Below are 22,042 nucleotides of genomic sequence, written 5' to 3'. Positions count from 1 at the left end.
TGGAACACCATGAGCATTGAAGTAACCATTGAAATCCCCAAGGGCTCCCGCAACAAGTACGAAGTGGACCACGAAACCGGCAAGGTCTACCTGGACCGCTACCTGTTCACCCCCATGGCATACCCAGCCGACTACGGCTTCATCGACCACACCCTGGGCGAGGACGGCGACCCACTGGACGCGCTGGTCATCCTCCCAGAACCAGTGTTCCCCGGCGTGATCGTCAAGGCACGCCCCGTGGGAGTGTTCAAGATGACCGACGAAGCCGGCGGCGACGACAAGCTCCTGTGCGTGCTGGACGACCCACGCTTCGAGAACTACCAGGACATCGAGGACGTCAACAAGTTCACCCTGGACGAGATCGAGCACTTCTTCGTCCACTACAAGGACCTGGAGCCTAACAAGGAAGTCACCGGCTCTGGCTGGGGCAACAAGGCTGAGGCCGAAAAGATCCTGGAAGAAGCAAAGGATCGCTACAAGTAAAGAGCGTAAAGAACGCTCCGCGGAGAGCCCTGACGGGCTTATCTCATGCAACGCCGCAGCGAGAGCTTCACGAACGAGGCTCTCGCTGCGGCGTTTGTGCGCCTTCCCTATAGTGGAGAGCCATGAGCGAGTTTGAATCTGTAGAACCCACCGATGTCCCAGCCAACGCACAGCTGATCGATGTTCGCGAAGCCGATGAGTTCGCGCAATGGCATGCCGAAGGCGCCACCAACATCCCCCTCACCGAGCTCCAAAGCCGCTACGGGGAGCTGGACTTGAACGAAGACATCTACATCATCTGCTTGTCCGGCGGACGCTCCGCACGCGCCTGCCAGTGGCTCGAGCTCAACGGCATCGACTCCATCAACGTCCTCAACGGCACCTCCGGGTGGCGCGACGCCGGTCTGGCCATCGTGGACAACCGCTAGCCACGGTGCCAAAAAGGCGAAAAGCGGTTACACCCAAAAATAATAGTGGGAAATCTCAATAATTAGACAATCCCCTGTACCCGGCGCTAGGCTAGAGCTATGCCAGAGACGTACCCACTGCCCAAGGATCTGCTCTCCTCCCCCAGCTTCCAACTGGAACGCCTTCGCCGACGGACCCGCGAGTTTGTCGAAACCGCCCTGGACGAACACGGGTACAACCTCCGCGAATACTGGATCCTCTGCTGCCTCGTTGATGGCGACGCCGCCAGCCAGGCAACACTCGGCGATATCCTAGGAATCGACCGCTCTGACATGGTCCGCCTGGTGGACTCCCTGGAAAAACGTCACCTCGCCAAAAGGATCAAGGACCCTCAAGACCGCCGCCGGCAAATCATCTCCATCACCAAGAAGGGCGAGAAGGCTTTCAATGCCCTCTTACCGGTCGTCACCTCCGCCGAGGACAAGGCCCTGGATGACTCCACATCCAAGCAGCTCAAGCACTTAAGGAAGCTCGCCCACTCCATCATCGCCACCGACGTGATTGACGAGTAAGCCCTGACTGTGGATATTCCCGCGCACTATCTGCGTTCCTCAGAAGCTCCTGAACCCCGCACCCTCGTTGACATCTTCCGCGCCACCGCGGACACGTACCCCGACGCCGCCGCGCTCGACGATGGCAACGGCGTGCTCACCTACTCCGAACTCCTCCGGGACGTCCACGCCCTCAGCAGCAAACTGGCTAGCCAAGGCATCCGCCGCGGTGACCGGGTAGGCATACGCATGCCGTCGGGAAGCCGGGAACTTTATATCGCCATCCTGGCTACCCTGCACGCCGGCGCCGCCTATGTCCCCGTGGACGCCGACGACCCCCAAGAACGCGCCGACCTGGTGTTCGGCGAAGCCCAAGTGGATGCACTGTGTGACCACAACGGGCTCACCGTCACAGGCACGGACCCGGAGGCGAACGTCCACGACTCCGCTGACGATACAGCCCTCACCGGCCCCACCACTGACTCCGACGCTTGGATCATCTTCACCTCCGGCTCCACCGGAACCCCCAAAGGCGTGGCCGTCACCCACCGCAACGCCGCCGCCTTCGTGGACGCCGAAGCCGAGCTGTTCCTGGTGAACCACCCCAGCGGCCCGCTCGGCCCCGGCGACCGCGTCCTCGCCGGACTGTCCGTTGCCTTCGACGCCTCCTGCGAAGAAATGTGGCTCGCCTGGCGCCACGGCGCCTGCCTGGTCCCCGCACCCCGCGCCCTCGTGCGCTCCGGCGTGGACTTAGGCCCCTGGCTGATCTCCCATAACATCACCGCCATCTCCACCGTCCCTACCCTCGCCAGCCTCTGGCCCGACGAAGCCCTGGACGCCGTCCGCCTCCTCATCTTTGGCGGCGAAGCCTGCCCCGACGAACTCGCCGGGCGGCTTGCCACCCCCTCCCGAGAACTCTGGAACACCTACGGACCCACCGAAGCCACCGTCGTGGCGTGCGGCACCACCATGGACGGGCGCGGCTCTGTCTCCATTGGGTTGCCGTTGCGGGGCTGGGACTTGGGCGTCGTCGATCAGGACGGCAACCCCGTGAACTACGGCGAGGTCGGCGAATTGGTCATCGGCGGCGTGGGTCTGGCCCGCTACCTGGACCCCGCCAAGGACGCGGAAAAGTTCGCACCCATGGACACGCTGGGATGGGAGCGTGCCTACCGCTCCGGCGACCACGTCCGCCTCGAGGAGGACGGGCTGTACTTCGTGGGCCGCATCGATGACCAAGTCAAGATCGGTGGGCGGCGCATCGAGCTGGGCGAAGTGGACGCAGCCCTAAGCGCCCTGGACAACGTGCGCAGCGGGTCAGTGGTGGTGCAGACTACCGGCGGCGGCGACAAGGTCCTAGTGGGCTACGTCTCCCCCGAACACGGCACCGCCGCGGACTTCGACCTGGACGCCGCCCTCACCCACCTGCGCGCCAGCCTTCCCGCGGCGATGGTGCCACGGCTGTGCGCGCTGGACTCGCTGCCCGTCACCACCTCCGGGAAGGTAGACAAAAAGGCCCTGCCCTGGCCGCTGCCCGCCTCCGGGGCGGAGGACACCCACTTCGACGACAGCGAGCAAGAACGGATCGCTCGCCTATGGTCGGACGCGCTGGGCCTCGAGGTCACCAACCCTGACCAGGACTTTTTCTCACTCGGCGGCACGTCCCTGTCCGCGGCCACCATGATCGCCCGGCTGCGGAGCACCGTACCGAGCGTCTCCGTCCGCGACCTGTACGACCACTCCCGCCTGGCGGCGTTCAGCGCCCGGGTGGCGGAGGTGGCCGAGCAGGCGCGGCAGGATCAGCACGCGCAGCCCAGCCACAACTCCCCCGCACACCAAGGTCCCGTGCCGCGCGTGCGCTGGACCACGCGGCTGGCCCAGGCGCTCATCCAGGTGCCTGCGATGATGCTCGGCGCACTGCAGTGGATCACCTGGATCCTGTTCGGCAACTGGGCGCTCCACGGCATCCTGGGCCTGACGGGCCAACCCGACCAACCGAGCCCCGGCGATCCCTGGCCATTCCTCAGCCAGATCGTGGTGCCCGTCAACGGATGGCTGGTCCTGGCACTGTTCCTCATTTTCGCCACCCCGCTGGGCCGCATGCCCCTGGCCGCGCTGCTCATCCGCGGGCTCCTCGCCGGCGTGCAACCCGGCGATTATCCGCGCGGCGGCGCCACCCACCTGCGTCTCTGGGCCGCCGAGCGCGTGGCCGATACTTCCGGCGCGCGCGACGTCTCCGGCGCTAGCTGGATCACCACCTTCGCTCGCTGGCTGGGCGCCGACGTGGGCCGAGGCGTGCAACTGCATACCCTGCCGCCCGTCACCGGCATGCTGACCCTGGGCAACTACTCCTCTGTAGAGCCCGAGGTGGATCTGTCCGGATACTGGGTGGAGGGCGACACGTTGCACCTGGGCCACATCGTCATCGGCGACGGGGCCACCGTGGGTGCGCGCTCGACGCTCCTGCCGGGCACCACCATTGCGTCCAATGCCCATATCGACGCCGGCTCGTGTGTCACCGGCGCCAAAAAAGTGAAGTCCGGCGCCCGCTGGGCCGGATCCCCCGCCAAGAAGGTCGGCAAAGCCAAGGGCACCTTCCCCTCCGAGGCTCCCCCGCGCAAACCTCTGTGGCGCGCGGGCTATGCCCTCGGCGCGGTGGTGCTGTCCATCCTGCCGCTGCTGTCCCTGGCGGTAGGGATTGTGTTCGTCCTGTGGGCGCTGAGCCTCTCGATGCAGGGTGCCACGCTGCAGCACACGCACAGCGGCTGGACTATCCTGGCGCTCCTCGTGCCACTATCCGCACTCGGCGGCCTGGTCATCTTCGCCACCTACACCGCCCTGACCTGGATACTTGTCCGAGTCCTGTCCATCGGGCTGGCCCCCGGCGTCATTCCAGTACGCAGCTTTAGCGGCTGGCGCGTCTGGTTCATCGAACGCCTCATGGACGCTGCCCGCACACAACTCTTCCCCCTGTATGCCGCGCAGCTAACCCCCTGGTGGTTCCGCTCCCTCGGCGCGAAGATCGGCCGGGACGCCGAAATCTCCACCGCCGTGATGGTCCCCACCTTCGCCGACGTGCGCGACGGCGCCTTCCTCGCCGACGACACCATGGTGGGAGGCTACGAACTCGGCGGCCGCGGCTGGATGCGCACCGGCACCACCCGCGTGGGCAAGCGCTCCTTCCTCGGCAACTCCGGCATCGCCGGGCCGGAGCGCAACCTCAAAAAGAACTCCCTGGTGGCGGTCCTGTCCTCCACCCCGAAGAAAACTAAGGCCGGGTCCAACTGGCTGGGCTCCCCACCCGAGCGCCTCCGCCGCACCGTGGAGGCGGACACCCACGAAGGCCGCACCTACAACCCCAGCCGGCGCGTCAAAGCTGCCCGCGGTGCGGTGGAAACCTTGCGTCTGCTGGCCCCCATGACCAGCGCCGTCATCGCCGCGTGCGTCATCGCCGCGATCCAATACCAGCTCCTGGCTGGACCCATCAGCCTCGTGTGGCTCCCCCTCTGGGGAGCGCTGGTCCTGATCCTGGCCGGCTTCGCCGCCGCCACACTCACCGTGGCCATGAAATGGCTCTGCGTGGGCCGCATTCGCCCCGGCGAACACGAGCTCTGGTCCCGCTTCGTGTGGCTCAACGAGCTCCAAGACCAATTCGTGGAAACTGTCGCCGGCCCCTGGTTCCTGGCGCACACCCACGGAACCGGATCACTGAACGTCTTCCTGCGGGCACTCGGCGCACGCATCGGGCGCGGAGCCTGGCTGGACACCTACTGGCTGCCCGAAGCGGACCTCGTCGTTATCGAAGACGGCGCCACCGTCGGCCCCGGCTGCGTGGTCCAGACTCACCTATTCCACGATCGGATCATGAGCCTAGACACCGTCGTATTACGCGCCGGATCCACGCTGGGACCGCATTCGGTCGCACTCCCGGCGTCGGATATAGGACGGACAACGTCCGTGGGGCCCGCATCACTCGTCATGCGCGGCGACCACGTGCCAGCGAACACACGCTGGCACGGAAACCCCATCGAAATCCGGCGAGATTAATCGCCAATCTGGTCGCGGCCGCGCTTCACAATCAGCGGATCCGGCTCGCCGACCACGCTGTGATCCTTGCCGGTGTACTCGAACTTGCTGAGCACGTAACGCATCGCGTTGATGCGGGCACGCTTCTTGTCATTGGACTTGATCGTGATCCACGGAGACTCGTTCGTATCCGTGTAGCGGAACTGCTCCTCCTTGGCGCGGGTGTAATCATCCCACTTATCCAAGGACGCCAAGTCCATTGGAGACAGCTTCCACTGACGCACAGGATCCACCTGGCGGATCGCGAAACGCGTGCGCTGCTCCTTGCGGGTCACGGAGAACCACAGCTTCGTCAGGGAAATACCCGAGCCCATCAGCATGTTCTCCAACATCGGAACCTCACGCAGGAACTCCGCGTGCTGAGACTCGGTGCAGAAGCCCATCACGCGCTCCACGCCGGAGCGGTTGTACCAGGAGCGGTCGAAGAAGACGATCTCACCACCGGCCGGGAAGTGCTGGATGTAGCGCTGGAAGTACCAGGACGTAGACTCGCGCTCGGACGGCTTCTCCAGCGCCACGGTGCGGGCACCACGAGGATTCAGGTGCTCATTGAAACGCTTGATCGTTCCACCCTTACCGGCTGCATCGCGGCCTTCGAACAGGATGATGTGCTTCTGACCCGTGTCCTTGGTCCAGTTCTGCCACTTCAGCAGCTCGATCTGCAGAGCGCGCTTCGTGGATTCGTACTCGTCACGGCTCATGCGCTCCGGGTAGGGGTAGTCGTCACGCCAGGTGTCCACGCGGTGACCATCCGGGGTGATGAGGACGGGATCGTCTTCGTCGGAATCATCAACGATGTAGCCTTCGGTGGCCGCAAGGTCGACAATGTGGAAATCCTCGTTGTGTTCTGCCATCGCATTTCTCCTGTTGGTCCCTCGATGAATTAAGACGAGCGGAGGGATTCGTGCTCTCTACCCCCTATGTTACGCGTGGTTGTTTATTCCTTAATTATCCGACGCCCAGCATGCACCAAAACACCCCGCCTGCAGGGGTGCAGGCGGGGTGTACAGGCTGTCTATCAGCGATGAAGCCGATGTGGACGGGGGCTTAGAAGCCACCCATTCCCATCTCATCGCCACCTGGCATCGCTGGTGCTTCTGGCTCAGGCTTGTCAGCAACAACAGCTTCCGTGGTCAGGAACAGGGCTGCGATGGATGCAGCGTTCTGCAGTGCGGAGCGGGTGACCTTCACTGGATCGGAGATTCCGGCGTCCAGCAGGTCCACGTACTCGCCGCTTGCGGCGTTAAGGCCCTGGCCCACAGGCAGGCCGGCGACCTTGTCGACCACCACGCCGGGCTCCAGGCCGGCGTTGTGGGCGATCTGCTTCAGCGGGGAGGACAGTGCGGAGCGGACGATGGACACACCGGTCGCTTCGTCGCCCTCTAGGCCCAGGTTGTCATCCAGGACGTGTGCTGCCTGCAGCAGGGCTGCGCCACCACCGGCGACGATGCCCTCTTCAGCGGCAGCGCGTGCGTTGCGCACGGCATCTTCGATGCGGTGCTTGCGCTCCTTCAGCTCCACCTCGGTAGCAGCGCCGACCTGCAGCACAGCAACACCGCCGGACAGCTTCGCCAGGCGCTCCTGCAGCTTCTCGCGGTCGTAATCGGAATCGGCGTTCTCGATCTCCTGACGAATCTGCTTGATACGGCCAGCCAGCTGCTCTGCGGAGCCAGCGCCGTCCACGATGGTGGTGTCGTCCTTCGTGACAACCACCTTGCGTGCGGTACCCAGCAGTGGCAGGTCAGCGGTCTCCAGAGACAGGCCGACCTCCTCGGCGATGACCTGGCCACCAGTGAGGATAGCGATGTCCTGCAGCTGAGCCTTGCGGCGGTCACCGAAGCCCGGAGCCTTCACAGCGACGGACTTGAAGGTACCGCGGATCTTGTTCACCACCAGGGTGGACAGGGCCTCGCCCTCGATGTCCTCGGCGATGATCAGCAACGGCTTGCCGGACTGCATCACCTTCTCCAGCAGTGGCAGCAGGTCCTTCACGTTGGAGATCTTGGAGCTGACCAGCAGGATGTATGGGTCCTCCAGGACAGCCTCGCCCCGCTCCACGTCGGTGGCGAAGTAGCCGGACAGGTAGCCCTTGTCGAAGCGCATACCCTCGGTGACCTCCAGGGTCACGCCGAACGCGTTCGACTCCTCGACGGTGATCACGCCTTCCTTGTTCAGCTCACCATCGCCAACCTTGTACATAGCCTCGGCGATCAGCTTGCCGATCTCCTCATCAGCAGCGGAGATACCAGCGGTGGCAGCGATCTGCTCCTTGGTCTCGATCTCCTTCGCGGAGTCCAGCAGAGCCTCGGTCACCTTCTCCACACCGGTCTGGATACCGCGCTTGATACCCATCGGGTTGGAACCGGCGGCCACATTGCGCAGACCCTCGCGCACCAGAGCCTGGGCGAGGACGGTAGCGGTGGTGGTTCCGTCGCCGGCGACGTCGTCGGTCTTCTTGGCGACTTCCTTGACCAGCTCAGCGCCGATCTTCTCGTACGGGTCTTCCAGCTCGATCTCACGGGCGATGGTCACGCCGTCGTTGGTGATCAGCGGCGCGCCCCACTTGCGCTCCAGGACAACGTTGCGTCCCTTCGGGCCGAGGGTGACCTTAACCGCGTCTGCCAGGGTGTTCAGACCCTTCTCCAGACCACGGCGTGCTTCTTCGTCGAATGCAATCATCTTAGCCATAAGGCTTCGATCCTCCGTTAGAGTGTGAGCGACACATACGGCTCAAGCTCAGCGCCCGCGACGGCACGGATGGGCGAATGTCGCGGCACCCATCCTCACTAAACTTGACGGTAAATTTTCTGGCACTCGGTTTGTTTAAGTGCTAACCCGTTTCTAGCACTCGTGCCGGGTGAGTGCAAGCACAGCGACAAGCCCGGCAGCAAGCGTGGTGGTGAACACAGCAGTAACTATGGTGGAGAACATGAACAACACGCCCCAGACAAACAACCAGCCAAACACTCAGCCACGCCAACCCCTCAGCCCCGAGCGCGCACGCGAACTCATTACCCAGCGCATGCCCGAGCTGAAAAAGAACCTCAGCGAACTCGTCGCCTTCCGCTCCATTCACTCCGTGCCCGAATTACAAGAACACAACGACGGCGCCGCCACCTGGACCATCGAACACTTCACCGCCGCAGGGATCCCCGTCCACGGACACACCACCACCGACGGATCCACCTCCGTCATCGGAGTGCGCGACGCAGCTCCCGGATACCCCACCGTTATGTTGTACTCGCACTTCGATGTACAGCCGGCCGGCGTCGAATCAGAATGGACATCAGACCCCTGGACCCTCAGCGAACGTGACGGGCGTTGGTACGGGCGCGGCACGGCAGACTGCAAGGGGCACGTGGCGATGCACCTGGCCGTGCTCGATGCGATGAACGCGCTCATCGAGGAGGGGCACGAAGAGCTCGCGAAGATCGGCATTCGCGTGGTTGTGGAAGGCTCCGAGGAGCGCGGCGGCTACGGGCTGGAGGACCTGCTGGAATCCAACCCCGAGCTCTTCCAGGCGGACACGTTCCTGATTGCGGACTCCGGAAACGACGAGCTCGGCGTGCCCTCCGTGTGTACCGCGCTGCGCGGGTCGGCCACGCTGACGCTCACCGTGGACACGATCAACCAGCCGATGCACTCCGGGCAATTCGGCGGCGCTGCCCCGGACGCGCTGCTGGAACTGATCCGCATCATCTCCACCTTCCACGACGCCGACGGCCTCGTGGCCATCGACGGCCTCACGCCCACCGAACGGTGGGAGGGCACCGGCCCCGACGCAGCAACCTTCTGCCGCAACGCCGGGACCGTCGACGGCGTAAGCATGCTGGGAGCATCCCGCGGATTTGCGCCGAACGACTTGACGGTGATGAACCCGTCCATCACCGTCACCGGCCTGGACTCCTTGTCCGTGGAGGACGCCATCAATGCCGTGCCGGGGCGCGCGGCGGCGCACGTGTCCCTGCGCGTGCCACCCGGACGGGAGCCGCAGGAGTGCCTGGAGTTGCTGATCGCGCACATTAACAAGGTAGGGGCCCAGACGCATGGGCGGGTGAGCATTGAGCGGGGTTCGCTGGCCGAGCCGTTCAGGGCTGATACAAGTGGCCCGGCCCTGGCGGACCTCACCGGCGCGCTGAGTGATTCCTACGGGAAGCCTGCAGTGGAGGTTGCCTCCGGCGGATCCATCCCGCTGACCAACAAGCTGCTGGCACACTACCCAGACGCGGAACTAGCGCTGTTTGGAATCGAGGAGCCGACGTGCCGGATTCACTCAGCCGATGAGTCCGTGCACCCCGATGAGATTCGCGACATTGCCGTGGCTGAGCTGTTGTTTATGGCGCGGACGGCGGCGCGGGTGCGCGAGAGTGGGGCTGGCGCTGAGGCGTGATGTCGAGTGAGACTGGCGCTGAGGCTGTTTCTTAGCGCTGAGCCTCTGCCTACCCTGAGTAAATCTCAACATGTGAGACAATATGGCTCATTGTTGCGCATTATTTGAGATTTGTGATGAGGGGCACTATGATTGGACGCATGATCACACTACTCAAGCGAGTTCCCAACCCGGGTGGAGGACAGGGCTGACCCCTCCACTACGGGGTTACAGGTCACACCAACCGCTTGAGCGTCGGTCCACATCCCAGCAACACTGTGCACAGCAACTCCGTGCGGCACACAGCACGAAAGCGCACAGCACGACGGTGCACATCGCACACAGGACTCCAAGGACCGACTCACCATGACAACGCACAACTCTCAGCACCCACATTCCTTTACTGACAACATGTTTGACGAATCCACCAACACCACCACCCTGATCCGCTTCGCCCGCCCCGAAGACGAGCGCCCCACCTACACCGCCCAGCCCGAACTGCGCCGCTCCACCGCGAAGACCTACACCAACCGCAAGAAGACCCGCATCGAGCAGCGCCGGCAGCGCACCCGCACCTTCGCAGAAGACCCGTTCCGTGCACGCTTCGGACAGAGGCTCCCCCGCGGCATGCGTGAAGAGGCTCGCAACATGGACTGGAAGAAGTTCATCGCCACGTACGCGCCCTCCGACATCCGCGTCGAGACCATGACCTCCGAGCGCCAGCGGGCCTCCCGCAACCACTACACCCTCACCATGACCGGCCTCACTGCTGACGGCATCGGCACCAAGGTGGAGATCAACGCCATGGGAGCCTGCTCCGCCATCACCGAGATCCTGGCGGACCACGGCTACCGGGTGGAGATCCTGGAGCTGCACCAGTTCAAGATCTTCGAGGCCACCGCCACGTTCATTTACACGTCCTATGCCAACAAGCGTGCCTGGGCAGTGGGCTTCGCCCCTGACTCGGACCTCTCGATTGCGAACGCGCTGTGCAGCGCGGCCACCGCGCTGCACCTGCGCTAACTCCACACAATAAGACCCCTCCCACACACAAAATGTTCGCTCAAAACGCCAGATTTGGGGCCAAATCTGGCGTTTTGGGCGAACAATTTGTAGGAAAGCTTGGGGGTTAGCGGCCGACGGACCGTCGCAGACTCTCCACCGTCAGATCCACCGCAGCGACCCACGCCTTCGGCTGCGTGAAGCCCTCCTCAGCACCCGCATCTCCACGCGTACGCACCGACGGCTCCAACGCCGCACCCGCAGCCCTCGCCTCGTTGCGCTGCAACGTATAATCGCCCCCGCGATCCACCAAGCGCAGCACATCCGCCAACTCGGCAGCGCACCCCAGCTCCTCGGCCACAGGCATCAGCGTTGTCACCCAGTCCTTCAACTCATCGGTCACCCAACGCTCCGTGGTCTCCCGATCCGTGATGATCAACGCCTCAAGACCATAGCGGGCGGCACGCCACTTATTCTCCGCCACATGCCACGGCTGCAGCAGAGGAAGCTCCTCCCCCTCGTCATACTGACGCTCGAAAAACACCACGAGGCAATGGATATACGCCGCAATGGCAGCCAACTCCCAGATCTCCATCGTGGCGTCCGCAAAACGGATCTCCACCGTCCCATACTTGGACGGACGCACATCAAAGTGCATCGACCCCGTGTGATTAATCACGCCCGAGCGATCCTGATCAACGTTGAACTGCTCCCACTCCTCCCAGGAGGCGAACTGATACGGAATACCCGCCGTGGGCAACTGCTGATACAGCAACGTCCTATTGGACGCATAGCCCGTATCCAGCCCCTCCCACGCCGGAGACGACGCAGACAACGCCAGCACATGCGGGTAGTGCGTCATCACCGCATTAATAATCGGCCAGACCTTCTCCTTCGAGCCCACGCCCACGTGCACGTGGATACCCCAGATCAGCATCTGGCGGCCCCAATACTGGGTACGCTCAATGATCTCCTGATAGCTGGACTTCTCACTCAAGACCTGGTCTCCCCAGTGGGCAAACGGGTGAGTTCCCGCGGAAAACAGGTGCACTCCGCACTGATCGGCGGCGTCGAGGAGTTGAAGGAGCTGCTGACGCAGATCATCCACAGCCTCAGGCACGGTACGATGCACGCCCGTGACCATCTCCACCGTGTTCGCCAGGAACTCGCGGACCACACGGTGGCCGAGGTAATCGCTGTCCATCTTCTCCAGCAGTTCGGCGGCCCGAGGGACCAAGTCCCGGGTCTTCGGATCCACCAGCGCTACTTCCCATTCGATACCCACGGTCGGTTCGGACCCGGGGAAATCAATCCGCGACACACCGTCCGCGTGCGAGGGGGAGCTAGTCATGAGGTTCTCCTGGCTAATCGGCACTATTCGTCTCAGTATAAACCGCGGCAATCGCGGCGGACTACTGCTACTGCCGCGGTGCTACTGCGCACTACTACTGCGGCATGCTGTTGGTCGTCACCACCACAATCTGTGCTGGCTTGCCACCTTCGAACATCTCCGCGCCCGCCAGGTTGTCGTCGATCTCCGGAGTGCGCTCCTGCGCGGCGATGCCCAGATCCCGGGCCAGCTTCTCCGCCGCCTCGCGCGCAGGCTGGTTGTTGCTTGGGTACAGCACCACGGACTCGGGGAAGCGGCCGGTCGGCAAATTGCCGTAGCCGGTGGACTTGAACTCGCCGCCGCGGATCTTCTTCGCCACGTCGCCGGCCAGGCCGCTGACCTGGGAGTTGTTCAGCACGGCGATGTACTCGTGCTCCGGGTCGATCTGGCCTGCCGGCGCGTTGTCTGGCTTCTCGTCGCGGTTCGCCTCAGGGTTGTCGCGACCATCCCGGCCATCGCCGTTCTCCCCAGGCTTATTCACCTCACCCGGACGCCCAGCCTCCGCGCCCGGCTTGTCCGCGCCGTTGCCGCCCGGCCGATCCGCTGCTCCCGCGTTGTCGCCCGGCGCGTTCTGCTCGCCGTTGTCACCCGCATTATTCTCCGACGCCACAGTCTCCTGCTTATCATCACCACTGAGCAACATGTAGCTGCCCCAGCCGATCAACAGGATTCCCACCGCCGCCAGGATCATCACCAGGCCGCGCAGGGGCACACCCTTGGTGTCGGGGTCCGCCGGCTGGCCGCCGTTGCCGAAGACGTCTTCATCCGTTGCTCCCCCAGCAGCGGCTGCCGTCCCTGTTTCTCCGACGCCGGCCTCCTCCACCCCAGCGCCCGAATCCTTTGCAAGGTTGAGGGGACGACGGTCGACCGTCACGGCCGCGGCGCTTAAGCCCGCGCCGGCGCCCAGGCCGGTGGCTGCGCCAGCTCCGAGGCTGGTGGCGCGCTCGTCGGCATTCTCGCCAGCATGCTCGTCGATGGGCTCGAAGTCCGCGTCCAGGATGCCGTCCTCTGGGGCGCCCTCGCGTGCGCCGTAGTTCTCCTCTGGCTCGTCGAGGTACGGGTTACGCTCCGCAGCAGCGTCAGTCTGCGCAGCCGGGTCAGCCGATGAAGCGTCCGAAGACGAGTACGGCTCTACCACGCGGTCTTCGAACAGATCGAAGTCCGCGTCGTAGTTGCTGTAGCGAGAGTCCAGGGAATGGCGTGGGCGATAGTTTTCAGACACGCCCCAATCGTAACTGCAGTAACACCAGCCACATGGAGCGACACGGGCCGAATCTACTCGCCCGCCTCACGTCCATCGCGGCGCCGCAATAACGTGCGCACCAGCGTCGGATCAAAATCAAGGGCATCAGGCCTGGAGATCAACGCATTGAGTTGCTGAAAATAACGGATCGGGCTTACCCCAAACTCCTGACGGATGCGCTCATTCTTCAACGCAGGATTGCGCCACCACTGGCGCTCGAACTCCAGCATCGATACTTCCCGCTCCGTCAACATGAGTCCCCATTGTAGAGCAGCCCGCAGCCGCGGCAGGCGCACACAGCGTCACGGCACACAGCTACACTAGAGCCCATGTCAATCATGCCCATCGTCATCGCCGGTGACCCCGTCCTCCACAATCCCACCGAACCCGTCGACCTACAGCCGGGGCAGGAACCAGACGAGCAGCTCGCCACCCTCATTAACGACATGTACGAAACCATGGATCGAGCCCACGGCGTGGGGCTCGCCGCCAACCAAGTCGGCGTCAACAAGCGCTTCTTCGTCTACAATTGCCCGGACATCGAAGGGCCCGACGGCACCACCCTCAGCCAGGAACAGATCGACGCCAACGGCGGCCCCATGCGCCGCGGCTGCGTGATCAACCCCCAGCTGGAAACCTCCACCATCCCCGAAACCATGCCGCACGACGAGGACGACGACGAAGGCTGCCTCTCCGTCCCCGGCTACTCCTTCCCCACCGGCCGCGCCAACTGGGCGCGCGTGACCGGACTGGACGAACACGGACAGGAAATCTCTATCGAAGGCTACGGCTTCTTCGCGCGCTGCCTCCAACACGAGGTGGGGCACCTCGACGGGTTCCTATACACCGACATGCTGATCGGACGCTACAAGCGCCAGGCCAAGAAAGCCATCAAGGCCGAGAAGTGGACCTCCGGTGGGAACACGTGGACGCCCGGCGTGGACAAGGATCCCTTCGGGCATGACGACCTGGATGACGTGGACAGCCTGAGCGGCCTGGATGACCTGGACACCACCAGCCAGCATGAGTGAGCACATCCACCTGGGCGAGATTGCCTCCGCCGCCTCCGGCGCACGCCGGGTGGACGGCATCCCCTTTCCTCTCTCTCGCAGAACCGACCCCGTGAGCGTGCACCCCGGCACCCGCGCGATCGTGCGCTATCTGCTCACCGACGGCGAACACGCCGGCAAAGCCACCGATGTAATCGGCGTGATCCGCAGTGTCGACCCGCTGGTCATCGACAGCGCGCAGCGCACCCAGCTCACCCTGGATGCGAGCAGCGTCGTGGTGCTCAAAACCCTCTCCGCCGCGCCCGTGCGCAACTCCGACATCCGCGCCGTGGAAGCCGCCACCGCCGCGGCCTTCCCCGGAATCCAGAACACCATGATCGGCCACTGGCTCGCCCGCGCCGGCGACGGCATCACCGAACGCTCCAACTCCGCCGTCCCCATCGGCCCCAATGCGGGAGTGCAGCCCGTGCCTCTCGAGGAGATCACCGCCTTCTACCAGGAGCACAACCTGCCCACCATGCTGCTCCTCCCCGACCGGATCGGCCGCACCGCCGAATCCCTGCCCGGCGAGCGGGGCCCCGAGATCATCGTCATGACCCGCGAGCTGGACGACCTCGACGACGTGGCCCCCGAGCTGGAACTCTTCGCCCGCAGCACTCTGGACCTCCGCCTAGACGACCACCCCACCCCCGAGTGGCTGTCCATGTACCACTTCCGCGGCAAACCCCTACCGGAAAAGGCACTGCGGCTACTCACCGAAAAGATCGACGGCCAGATGTGCTTCGCCTCCCTCTACGTCGATGGGCACCTCGCCGCCATCACACGTGGCACCATCACCGAGGGCGGTTCTCGCAACTGGCTCGGTTTTTCGGCCGTGGAGGTGGCGGAAGGCTTTCGTCGTCGAGGGTTGGCGTCGGCAATGGGCGCGGCGATGCTCACCTGGGGCGCGAAACATGGCGCTCACGCCGCATACCTGGACGTCATCGCCAGCAACATCGCAGGCCGGGCGCTCTATCACCGGCTGGGGTTCTCCGAGCATCACCGGCATCGTTCGTTGACTGTGCACCCTGGGAAGTAGGCTGGGACGCATGCGAATCGCCACGTGGAATATCAACTCCGTCCGCACGCGCGAAGAACGTGTGCGGGCGTTCCTTCAACGCGCCGACGTTGATGTCCTGTGCCTGCAGGAAACGAAACGTACCGACGCCCAGTTCCCCGACTTCACAGATACCGGCTACGAACAGGCGCACTTCGGACTGCATTCCTTCAATGGCGTGGCGATACTGTCCCGCATTGGGCTTAAGAATGTGAAGACGGAGTTTGGGCAGCCCGGGTTCAACAAGGACCTGACTGCCGAACAGGCCCTGGAGGCACGCGCGATCGGGGCGACCGTGGGCGGCGGCGCTGGCGACGGCGATGGCGTGGAGGTGTGGAGCCTCTACGTGCCGAACGGCCGGGCGATCTCCGACCCCCACTATTCCTACAAACTACGGTGGCTGAAGGCCCTGGCGGGCTACGCCGGCAAGGACGCCGCGGATGGGGGTGCCGACCGGCTCATCCTGGTGGGTGACTACAACATCGCCCCACGGGACAAGGACGTGTGGGACCGCAGCTTCTTCGACGGGAAAACGCACGTCACCCCCAGAGAACGTACGGCCCTGGACGAGCTGGAACGCGCCGGCATGACCCAGGCCACCGAGCTGATCCAGGACCAGTACACATACTGGGACTACCAGGCTCTGCGATTCCAGAAGAACGAAGGCATGCGCATCGACCTCCACTACGCCAGAGGCGTGACCGCCACGGATGCCCGCGTGGACCGCGACGAGCGCACCGGCAAGGGCGCTAGCGACCACGCTCCCGTGATCGTGGACTACACCCTGCCCTAAACACACCAACCTCTACGTATAAGCACACAAAGGCCGCACCATGGATCCGATCATCGTCGAGTTCTATCAGCTGCTCTCCGGGAGCGTGCAGACAGTCCTGCGCGACATGGAATGGTGGCAGTACCTGATCGTCATCGCCGACTACACTTTGAAGTTCATCGCGCTGGGCTGGGTGCCCAAGGACAGGCGCCCCAGCAGCGCCATGGCCTGGCTGCTCGCGATCTTCCTGCTGCCGTTCATCGGCCTGCTTCTGTACTTCCTGATGGGCTCGCCCTACATCAACCGTCGGCGCCACACGATCCAGAATCGGGCGAACGAGCTGATCCGGACCATGTCTGCCGAGGAGCCGGAGACCCCGAAAAACATGGTGCTGTCCAGGGAAATCCAAAGCCTGGTGGCACTGAACCGTGAGCTCACGGCACTGCCGCCCGTGGCCGGAAGCATGGTGGCGCTGCACAGCGACTACCGGGAATCCATCAAGGCCATGGCCGCCGCCATCGACAAGGCCAAGTACTTCGTCAACGTGGAGATGTACATCGCCGCCTACGACAGCACCACCGCACCCTTCTTCGACGCCATGGAGCGCGCCGCGAAACGCGGCGTGGATGTGCGCTTCCTGTGGGACCACATCGGCGCCCACAAGTACCCCGGCAACAAGAAGCTCGGCAAGCGACTAGAACGCATGGGCGTGCAGTACGAAGTCATGCTTCCGCTCAAGCCCTGGCGCTGGCGCTTCCGGCGCCCCGACCTGCGCAACCACCGCAAGCTGGTCATCGTCGACGGCACGTGGGCCTTCATGGGATCCCAGAATCTCGTGGAGCCCGAGTACCAGAACAAGAAGAACCACAAGGTGGGCCGCCAGTGGGTGGACGTCATGGCGGAAATCACCGGCCCGGTGGTCTCCTCCATCAACTCCGTCTTCGCCGTGGACTGGTACACGGAATCCGGAGAAACCCTGGACTTCATGACGCCGGGCGAACTGACCACCTGGCTGGAGGATGACAACAGCGACGTGGGCACAGACGTCATGCAGGTGGTGCCTTCCGGGCCGGGGTTCACCACCGAACCGAACCTGCGGCTGTTTAACTCCCTGATCCACCACGCCAAGAAGTCCTTGCGGATCGTGAGCCCCTACTTCATCCCCGACGAGTCCCTCCTGGAGGCCGTGACCACCGCGTGTTACCGCGGAGTGACCGTGGAGCTGTACGTCTCCGAGAAGTCCGACCAGAAAATGGTGGGGCATGCCCAGGCCTCCTACTACCAAGAGCTCCTGGACGCGGGAGTGAAGATGTACCTCTACCCCGCCCCGTATGTGCTGCATTCCAAGTTCCTCATCGCCGACGAGGAAGTGGCGGTGATGGGCAGCTCCAATATGGATATGCGCAGCTTCTGGCTGAACTACGAGTGCAGCCTCATGGTGGGCGACGGCGCGATGCTTGAGTCGCTCAATGAGCTGGCACAGGACTACAAGGATAAATCCACCCTGCTGACCGCCGAGGAATGGAACACGCGCCCCTGGTACAAGCAGTATGTGGACAATCTGTGCCGCCTCACCAGTGCCCTGCAATAAGGACCTGCGCTAAGGAATGATCAGGAGCGTTACACGGGAACCACTCTTTACGTTAAAAAAGAAAAACTTAAGATAAGCCAAAAGTTTTACGTACCCGCACAAACAATGGTGCTGTCTGCAGTACTATGTGCACATAACGAAGACACCATTATGGCTGTAATAGAAACACCCACTAAAAGGAAGTGACGGCAGATGACCAACGAACGCGATGATTTCAGCACCCTCAACGACTTCGACGCGTCCCATCGGGACACGTACAGCTCCCGCATCCGCGGTCATCGCGCCCCCGAAATGCTCCCCGAGATCGACGTCGCCGAGATCGCGTCCAGCGTCTACGACTTCCTCTCCGGCATCCGCCGCCTCATGGAACGCCCCAACCAGAAGCTCTCCATCTCACAATCCGAAATCGAGGTCCTGCAGTTCATCGGCCAGCACCCCGGCTGTGGCGTGTCAGACATCGCACGCCTGCGTTTCCTCCGCGCCTCCAACGTCTCCGCAACAGTGCGGCGTCTCATTAACGGCGGCTTCGTCAAACGCAAGGCCAACGACCAGGACAAGCGGGCCCAGAACCTGTACCTCACCGACGACGGCATCGAGATGATGAACTCCATTACCGACGAATGGGCACTGCTCATTGCGCGCGCCACCCGCCGCATGGACGCCCGGGACGTCGCGAAGCTCCGCCGAGGTGTGCCCGCGCTGCGCAACCTGTCCATTGCCGCCGAATCCCTCATCGACGACATCCAGCGCTCCCACGAGGCCTAGGCCGCGCGGCGGCGCCCGAACACCACCAGCGCATTACCGCAGTGAGCCACCACTGCCGAGGCGCACATCGTGAGCGCAAGCATCATCAGCTTGTCCTCCCCCATCGCCGTCATAGGGCTCACCAGGCCGGCCACCAGGAACTGAACCGCCCCCAACAGTGCCGATCCCGCGCCGGCATAACGCGCAGCAATCCCCTGCGCCAACACCGTGGTGTTCGCCATCATCAGCCCATTGCCCGCGGTCGTGGTGATGGTGCACAACAGGCAGACAACCACCAACCACAGCGGCGCAGCAGCCTCAGCACCCTCGGCTGCAGCACCCGCAGCGCCCGGCACATGCGGCACCACGAACACCGCAACCACCAACAACGCCACAGCGCCCAGCGCGAGCAGCACCACACCCCACTTTTGCAGAGTCCGCGGATCCACCACACCGGCCAGCCGCACGTTCACCACGGACATCACAATCAGCGCGCTCGCGTTCACAGCAAAAGCCACCGAATACGCCACCGGCGACAGCCCCAGTTGAGACTGAAACACCACCGAGGACCCCGCAATAAAGGCGAACATCGTGCCGAAGCCGAAACCGAAAATCAGCACATGCCCCGCGAACTCAGGGATCTTCAGGAGCGTGCCCATCCTGCGGTAGGTAGACAGCACGCGCCCCTCACTGCGCGCGCTGGCGTCGAGGCTCTCCGGGTTACGCACGGCAACCCCCAGCTGCACTACGGCCACCGCCGTCAGAACCCAGAAGACGCCACGCCACCCCGTAACCTCATGCAGCACACCACCGATCAACGGGGCCACAATCGGAGCCACGCCATTGATCGCCATCAGCACCGCAAAGCTCTTGGCCGCCTCCGACGGCTTCGACCGGTCCGTGATGATCGCGCGAACCAGCACCACACCAATGCCACCGGCAATGCCTTGGAACAGGCGGGCCGTCACCAGAATCTCGATGCTCGGAGCCAGCGAACACACCAGGCTGGACAGCACACCAAGAAGGGTTCCGCTGATGAGAAGTTGGCGTCGTCCCCATGAATCAGAGACGGGGCCGAACAGCACCTGGCCCACGCCCATCCCGATCATGAACGTGGTAATCGCCAGCTGCGTGGTGGTAGCAGCGGTGTGCAGCTCCGCCGTGATTGCAGGAACGGACGGCAGGAACATGTCCGTCCCCAGGGGCCCGGCGGCGAAGATCAACGCCAAGCCCACAAACGGCATCAGCGACAGCCGCGCGGACGCACCCCCAGCGCCCGGCTCACCTCCCGCGCCCGGCGCGGGCTTAAGCATCACGCTTGTTCAGCGCCACCACACCAGCGGCAAAGATCACCACGCACCACAGTGCGAAGTACAACGCGGAGCCGGTCTGACCCAAGGTGTCGTGCCACACCGCTTTCTCCACAGGCATGCGTGCCACGTAGTTATCCATGTGGGAAAACGGCATCCACTGAGGCAGCACGTCTCGCACCTTCGGGATCAGCCCCACCACCACAGTTTCGACGATCATCTTCCACAGCAGCAGCAGAGCAATCGCGCCGGCAGTGTTGCGGATCAGGTAGCCCACGCCAATGGCGATCATCGCGGAGAGGAACGCGTACAGCACCGTGCGGCCGATGTAGCCCCACACATACGCGGCGGAGAAGCCGACGAGGTCCAGCAGGGCGTCGTTATCAATTTGAGTGCGGAAGGTCAGCTCCATGCCCAGGATGGACAGCAGCGCAGCGATGAAGGACACGACCACCGCGATCGCGCCGTACACGCCCAGCTTCGCCACGGCCAGCTTCCAGCGTGCCGGGGTGGACAGGACGGACATTTTCTGCGTGCTATGCGCGTATTCGGAGGTCACGGTCATCACGCCCTGGATCAGGATGATCATCACGCCGAAGGTCGACAGGCCGGTCAGGGCCACATTTGGCCGCAGCATGCCGAGAATGGCGAATGCCTCCATAGGGTCGCTGGATGCGTCGTTATCCTTCAGAGTCCAGCCGCTTGTGAGACCCATCAGCAGGGCCAACGCGACAGAGAAAAAGATGATGAGCGCGCTGGTCCACCACAGGCCCTTGGTACTGCGCAGCTTGATCCACTCCGCCTTCATGACATTAAGCACGTGGCTCCTCCTTGCCGTGTTTCTTCAATAATTCCGACGCCGGCACCGACCCCGTTCCCCCACGGCGGCCACCGGAGCCCCGTCGGGATGGGGCTTCGGGCTGGGCTTGCTGTTGTGGTGTTTGCTGTGGCTGGGCCTGCGGGGCCTGTCCGTTGCTGCTCGCGTGGTACTCCACGCTGTTGCCTGTCATGCGCATGAATGCGTCCTCCAGGGATGGGCGCACTTCAGCCAACTCGCGCAGCAGGATGCCACCGCTGAAGGCGAGCTCGCCAATCCAGTCACTGTTCTTGCCGGGCACCTTCAGGGAAGGGCGGCCCTCCTCATCCGTGAATGGCACGCTGGTGACGGATTCCTCGCTGAGGAGTGTGCGCAGGGCGTCGAGGTCGTCCGCGCGCACCACGGTGGACACCTCGGAGGCGTTCTTGGTGAAGTCATGGGTGCTGGTGTTCGCCACCATCTTTCCCTTACCGATGACCACCAGGTGGTCGGCGGTCATGGACATCTCGCTGAGCAGGTGCGAACTGATCAGCACCGTGCGGCCCTCCTTGGCCAGGGCGCGGACGAAGTCGCGCACCCAGCGGATACCTTCGGGGTCCAGGCCGTTGACGGGCTCGTCCAGGATCAGCACTTCGGGATCTCCCAGCATCGCCGCTGCCAGGCCGAGGCGCTGCCCCATACCCAGGGAGTACTTTCCGGCCTTGCGCTTGGCAACCTCCGTGAGGCCCACCATCGCCAGCACCTCGTCCACGCGGGCACGGGAGATGCCGTTGGAGGCGGCGATCCACTCCAGGTGCGCGCGGGCGGAGCGGTTGGGGTGCACCCACTTGGCGTCGAGCAGAGTGCCGACCTTGTGCAACGGCTTGTCGTAGGCACTGTAGGGCTTTCCGTCGATCAGGGCTTCGCCTTGAGTTGGCTGGTCAAGGCCTACGATCATACGCATCGTGGTGGACTTGCCGGCACCGTTGGGGCCAAGGAATCCGGTCACGATGCCGGGCTTGACCTCAAAGTCCAGGTTGTCCACCACTGTCGTACCACCATAGGTTTTGGACAGGGAACTCACTGTAATCATGGTCACCAGTGTGCCACACTCTCGGCTCTCAGGATAGGGGAACGAAAGTTTAGTTATAGGTTTGTTATTAGGTTAGGCACAACTTTTTCAGAACTCTT

19 protein-coding genes are annotated in these 22,042 nt (G+C 63.6%); 11 read left to right on the top strand and 8 right to left on the bottom strand.

Annotated elements, in window-relative coordinates; all coding sequences use genetic code 11:
- The first annotated feature begins 9 nt into the window (after positions 1 to 9).
- The 4 genes from IAU67_RS01430 (at position 10) to IAU67_RS01415 (ending at position 5,489) form a co-directional block, all read left to right on the top strand.
- Positions 10 to 483 carry an inorganic diphosphatase gene (locus tag IAU67_RS01430; RefSeq protein WP_151842550.1) on the top strand — a complete coding sequence of 158 codons (474 nt, stop codon included), beginning with the start codon at positions 10 to 12 and terminating at the stop codon, positions 481 to 483.
- Between the two features lie 122 nt (positions 484 to 605).
- Complete coding sequence (locus IAU67_RS01425; protein WP_151842551.1) at positions 606 to 911, top strand: rhodanese-like domain-containing protein; 306 nt, start codon at positions 606 to 608, stop codon at positions 909 to 911.
- 99 nt (positions 912 to 1,010) lie between these two features.
- Positions 1,011 to 1,463, top strand: coding sequence for a MarR family winged helix-turn-helix transcriptional regulator (locus IAU67_RS01420; RefSeq protein WP_151842552.1), 453 nt, complete (start codon positions 1,011 to 1,013; stop codon positions 1,461 to 1,463).
- A 9-nt stretch (positions 1,464 to 1,472) separates the two neighbouring features.
- Complete coding sequence (locus IAU67_RS01415) at positions 1,473 to 5,489, top strand: Pls/PosA family non-ribosomal peptide synthetase (protein ID WP_151842553.1); 4,017 nt, start codon at positions 1,473 to 1,475, stop codon at positions 5,487 to 5,489.
- Here the strand turns inward: IAU67_RS01415 and ppk2 are convergent.
- Both ppk2 and groL read right to left on the bottom strand, forming a co-directional pair.
- Entirely contained in the window at positions 5,486 to 6,382 is an 897-nt protein-coding gene (gene ppk2 / locus IAU67_RS01410) for a polyphosphate kinase 2 (RefSeq protein ID WP_151842554.1), read from the bottom strand. The two genes, IAU67_RS01415 and ppk2, sit on opposite strands and share 4 nt — an antisense overlap.
- A 193-nt stretch (positions 6,383 to 6,575) precedes the next feature.
- Positions 6,576 to 8,216, bottom strand: coding sequence for a chaperonin GroEL (gene groL, locus IAU67_RS01405; protein ID WP_151842555.1), 1,641 nt, complete (start codon positions 8,214 to 8,216; stop codon positions 6,576 to 6,578).
- Between the two features lie 241 nt (positions 8,217 to 8,457).
- On the opposite strand from groL, the gene IAU67_RS01400 reads away from it, so the two are divergent.
- Complete coding sequence (locus IAU67_RS01400) at positions 8,458 to 9,918, top strand: dipeptidase (RefSeq protein WP_151842556.1); 1,461 nt, start codon at positions 8,458 to 8,460, stop codon at positions 9,916 to 9,918.
- Positions 9,919 to 10,263: 345 nt separating this feature from the next.
- Complete coding sequence (locus tag IAU67_RS01395; protein ID WP_370451985.1) at positions 10,264 to 10,920, top strand: 2-isopropylmalate synthase; 657 nt, start codon at positions 10,264 to 10,266, stop codon at positions 10,918 to 10,920.
- Positions 10,921 to 11,026: 106 nt separating this feature from the next.
- On the opposite strand, the gene IAU67_RS01390 is transcribed toward IAU67_RS01395, so the two are convergent.
- From IAU67_RS01390 to IAU67_RS01380, 3 genes are all read right to left on the bottom strand, one after another.
- Positions 11,027 to 12,211: a glutamate--cysteine ligase gene (locus tag IAU67_RS01390; RefSeq protein ID WP_151842705.1), complete on the bottom strand. Its 1,185-nt coding sequence runs from the start codon at positions 12,209 to 12,211 to the stop codon at positions 11,027 to 11,029.
- A gap of 133 nt (positions 12,212 to 12,344) precedes the next feature.
- Entirely contained in the window at positions 12,345 to 13,511 is a 1,167-nt protein-coding gene (locus tag IAU67_RS01385; protein WP_151842557.1) for a LytR C-terminal domain-containing protein, read from the bottom strand.
- A 53-nt stretch (positions 13,512 to 13,564) separates the two neighbouring features.
- Positions 13,565 to 13,786 carry a DUF3263 domain-containing protein gene (locus IAU67_RS01380; RefSeq protein ID WP_151842558.1) on the bottom strand — a complete coding sequence of 74 codons (222 nt, stop codon included), beginning with the start codon at positions 13,784 to 13,786 and terminating at the stop codon, positions 13,565 to 13,567.
- A gap of 75 nt (positions 13,787 to 13,861) precedes the next feature.
- Here IAU67_RS01380 and IAU67_RS01375 point away from each other — a divergent pair, with 75 nt between their 5' ends.
- The 5 genes from IAU67_RS01375 (at position 13,862) to IAU67_RS01355 (ending at position 18,766) form a co-directional block, all read left to right on the top strand.
- Positions 13,862 to 14,563: a peptide deformylase gene (locus IAU67_RS01375; protein WP_151842559.1), complete on the top strand. Its 702-nt coding sequence runs from the start codon at positions 13,862 to 13,864 to the stop codon at positions 14,561 to 14,563.
- A complete protein-coding gene (locus IAU67_RS01370; protein ID WP_151842560.1) occupies positions 14,556 to 15,620 on the top strand; it encodes an N-acetylglutamate synthase, CG3035 family in 1,065 nt (354 codons plus the stop codon). The genes IAU67_RS01375 and IAU67_RS01370 overlap by 8 nt, the downstream gene beginning before the upstream one ends.
- A 10-nt stretch (positions 15,621 to 15,630) precedes the next feature.
- Entirely contained in the window at positions 15,631 to 16,431 is an 801-nt protein-coding gene (locus tag IAU67_RS01365; protein ID WP_151842561.1) for an exodeoxyribonuclease III, read from the top strand.
- A 106-nt stretch (positions 16,432 to 16,537) separates the two neighbouring features.
- Positions 16,538 to 18,001, top strand: a complete 1,464-nt coding sequence (gene cls / locus IAU67_RS01360; protein WP_225723549.1) for a cardiolipin synthase — start codon at positions 16,538 to 16,540, stop codon at positions 17,999 to 18,001.
- Positions 18,002 to 18,193: 192 nt separating this feature from the next.
- Positions 18,194 to 18,766 (top strand): MarR family winged helix-turn-helix transcriptional regulator, encoded by a 573-nt coding sequence (locus tag IAU67_RS01355; RefSeq protein ID WP_151842563.1) that lies wholly within the window; start codon positions 18,194 to 18,196, stop codon positions 18,764 to 18,766.
- On the opposite strand, the gene IAU67_RS01350 is transcribed toward IAU67_RS01355, so the two are convergent.
- The 3 genes from IAU67_RS01350 to IAU67_RS01340 are packed head-to-tail and all read right to left on the bottom strand — an operon-like array spanning position 18,763 to position 21,944.
- Positions 18,763 to 20,058, bottom strand: coding sequence for a multidrug effflux MFS transporter (locus IAU67_RS01350; protein WP_151842564.1), 1,296 nt, complete (start codon positions 20,056 to 20,058; stop codon positions 18,763 to 18,765). The two genes, IAU67_RS01355 and IAU67_RS01350, sit on opposite strands and share 4 nt — an antisense overlap.
- Entirely contained in the window at positions 20,051 to 20,875 is an 825-nt protein-coding gene (locus IAU67_RS01345; RefSeq protein ID WP_151842565.1) for an ABC transporter permease subunit, read from the bottom strand. Before IAU67_RS01345 ends, IAU67_RS01350 begins: the two co-directional genes overlap by 8 nt.
- Positions 20,868 to 21,944, bottom strand: coding sequence for an ABC transporter ATP-binding protein (locus IAU67_RS01340; RefSeq protein ID WP_151842566.1), 1,077 nt, complete (start codon positions 21,942 to 21,944; stop codon positions 20,868 to 20,870). Before IAU67_RS01340 ends, IAU67_RS01345 begins: the two co-directional genes overlap by 8 nt.
- Between the last annotated feature and the right edge of the window lie 98 nt (positions 21,945 to 22,042).

The sequence above is a fragment of the Corynebacterium zhongnanshanii genome, from assembly GCF_014490575.1.
GTDB lineage: Bacteria > Actinomycetota > Actinomycetes > Mycobacteriales > Mycobacteriaceae > Corynebacterium > Corynebacterium zhongnanshanii.
This window is presented reverse-complemented; position numbering and strand designations above follow the sequence as displayed.

Bases quoted from the DNA above. Each gene is read 5' to 3' on its own strand.
- IAU67_RS01430 (WP_151842550.1), top strand. From the start codon at position 10: ATGAGCATTGAAGTAACCATTGAAATCCCCAAGGGCTCCCGCAACAAG.
- IAU67_RS01425 (WP_151842551.1), top strand. From the start codon at position 606: ATGAGCGAGTTTGAATCTGTAGAACCCACCGATGTCCCAGCCAACGCA.
- IAU67_RS01420 (WP_151842552.1), top strand. From the start codon at position 1,011: ATGCCAGAGACGTACCCACTGCCCAAGGATCTGCTCTCCTCCCCCAGC.
- ppk2 (WP_151842554.1), bottom strand. From the start codon at position 6,382: ATGGCAGAACACAACGAGGATTTCCACATTGTCGACCTTGCGGCCACC.
- groL (WP_151842555.1), bottom strand. From the start codon at position 8,216: ATGGCTAAGATGATTGCATTCGACGAAGAAGCACGCCGTGGTCTGGAG.
- IAU67_RS01400 (WP_151842556.1), top strand. From the start codon at position 8,458: ATGAACAACACGCCCCAGACAAACAACCAGCCAAACACTCAGCCACGC.
- IAU67_RS01395 (WP_370451985.1), top strand. From the start codon at position 10,264: ATGACAACGCACAACTCTCAGCACCCACATTCCTTTACTGACAACATG.
- IAU67_RS01380 (WP_151842558.1), bottom strand. From the start codon at position 13,786: ATGTTGACGGAGCGGGAAGTATCGATGCTGGAGTTCGAGCGCCAGTGG.
- IAU67_RS01375 (WP_151842559.1), top strand. From the start codon at position 13,862: ATGTCAATCATGCCCATCGTCATCGCCGGTGACCCCGTCCTCCACAAT.
- IAU67_RS01370 (WP_151842560.1), top strand. From the start codon at position 14,556: ATGAGTGAGCACATCCACCTGGGCGAGATTGCCTCCGCCGCCTCCGGC.
- IAU67_RS01365 (WP_151842561.1), top strand. From the start codon at position 15,631: ATGCGAATCGCCACGTGGAATATCAACTCCGTCCGCACGCGCGAAGAA.
- cls (WP_225723549.1), top strand. From the start codon at position 16,538: ATGGAATGGTGGCAGTACCTGATCGTCATCGCCGACTACACTTTGAAG.
- IAU67_RS01355 (WP_151842563.1), top strand. From the start codon at position 18,194: ATGACCAACGAACGCGATGATTTCAGCACCCTCAACGACTTCGACGCG.
- IAU67_RS01350 (WP_151842564.1), bottom strand. From the start codon at position 20,058: ATGCTTAAGCCCGCGCCGGGCGCGGGAGGTGAGCCGGGCGCTGGGGGT.
- IAU67_RS01340 (WP_151842566.1), bottom strand. From the start codon at position 21,944: ATGATTACAGTGAGTTCCCTGTCCAAAACCTATGGTGGTACGACAGTG.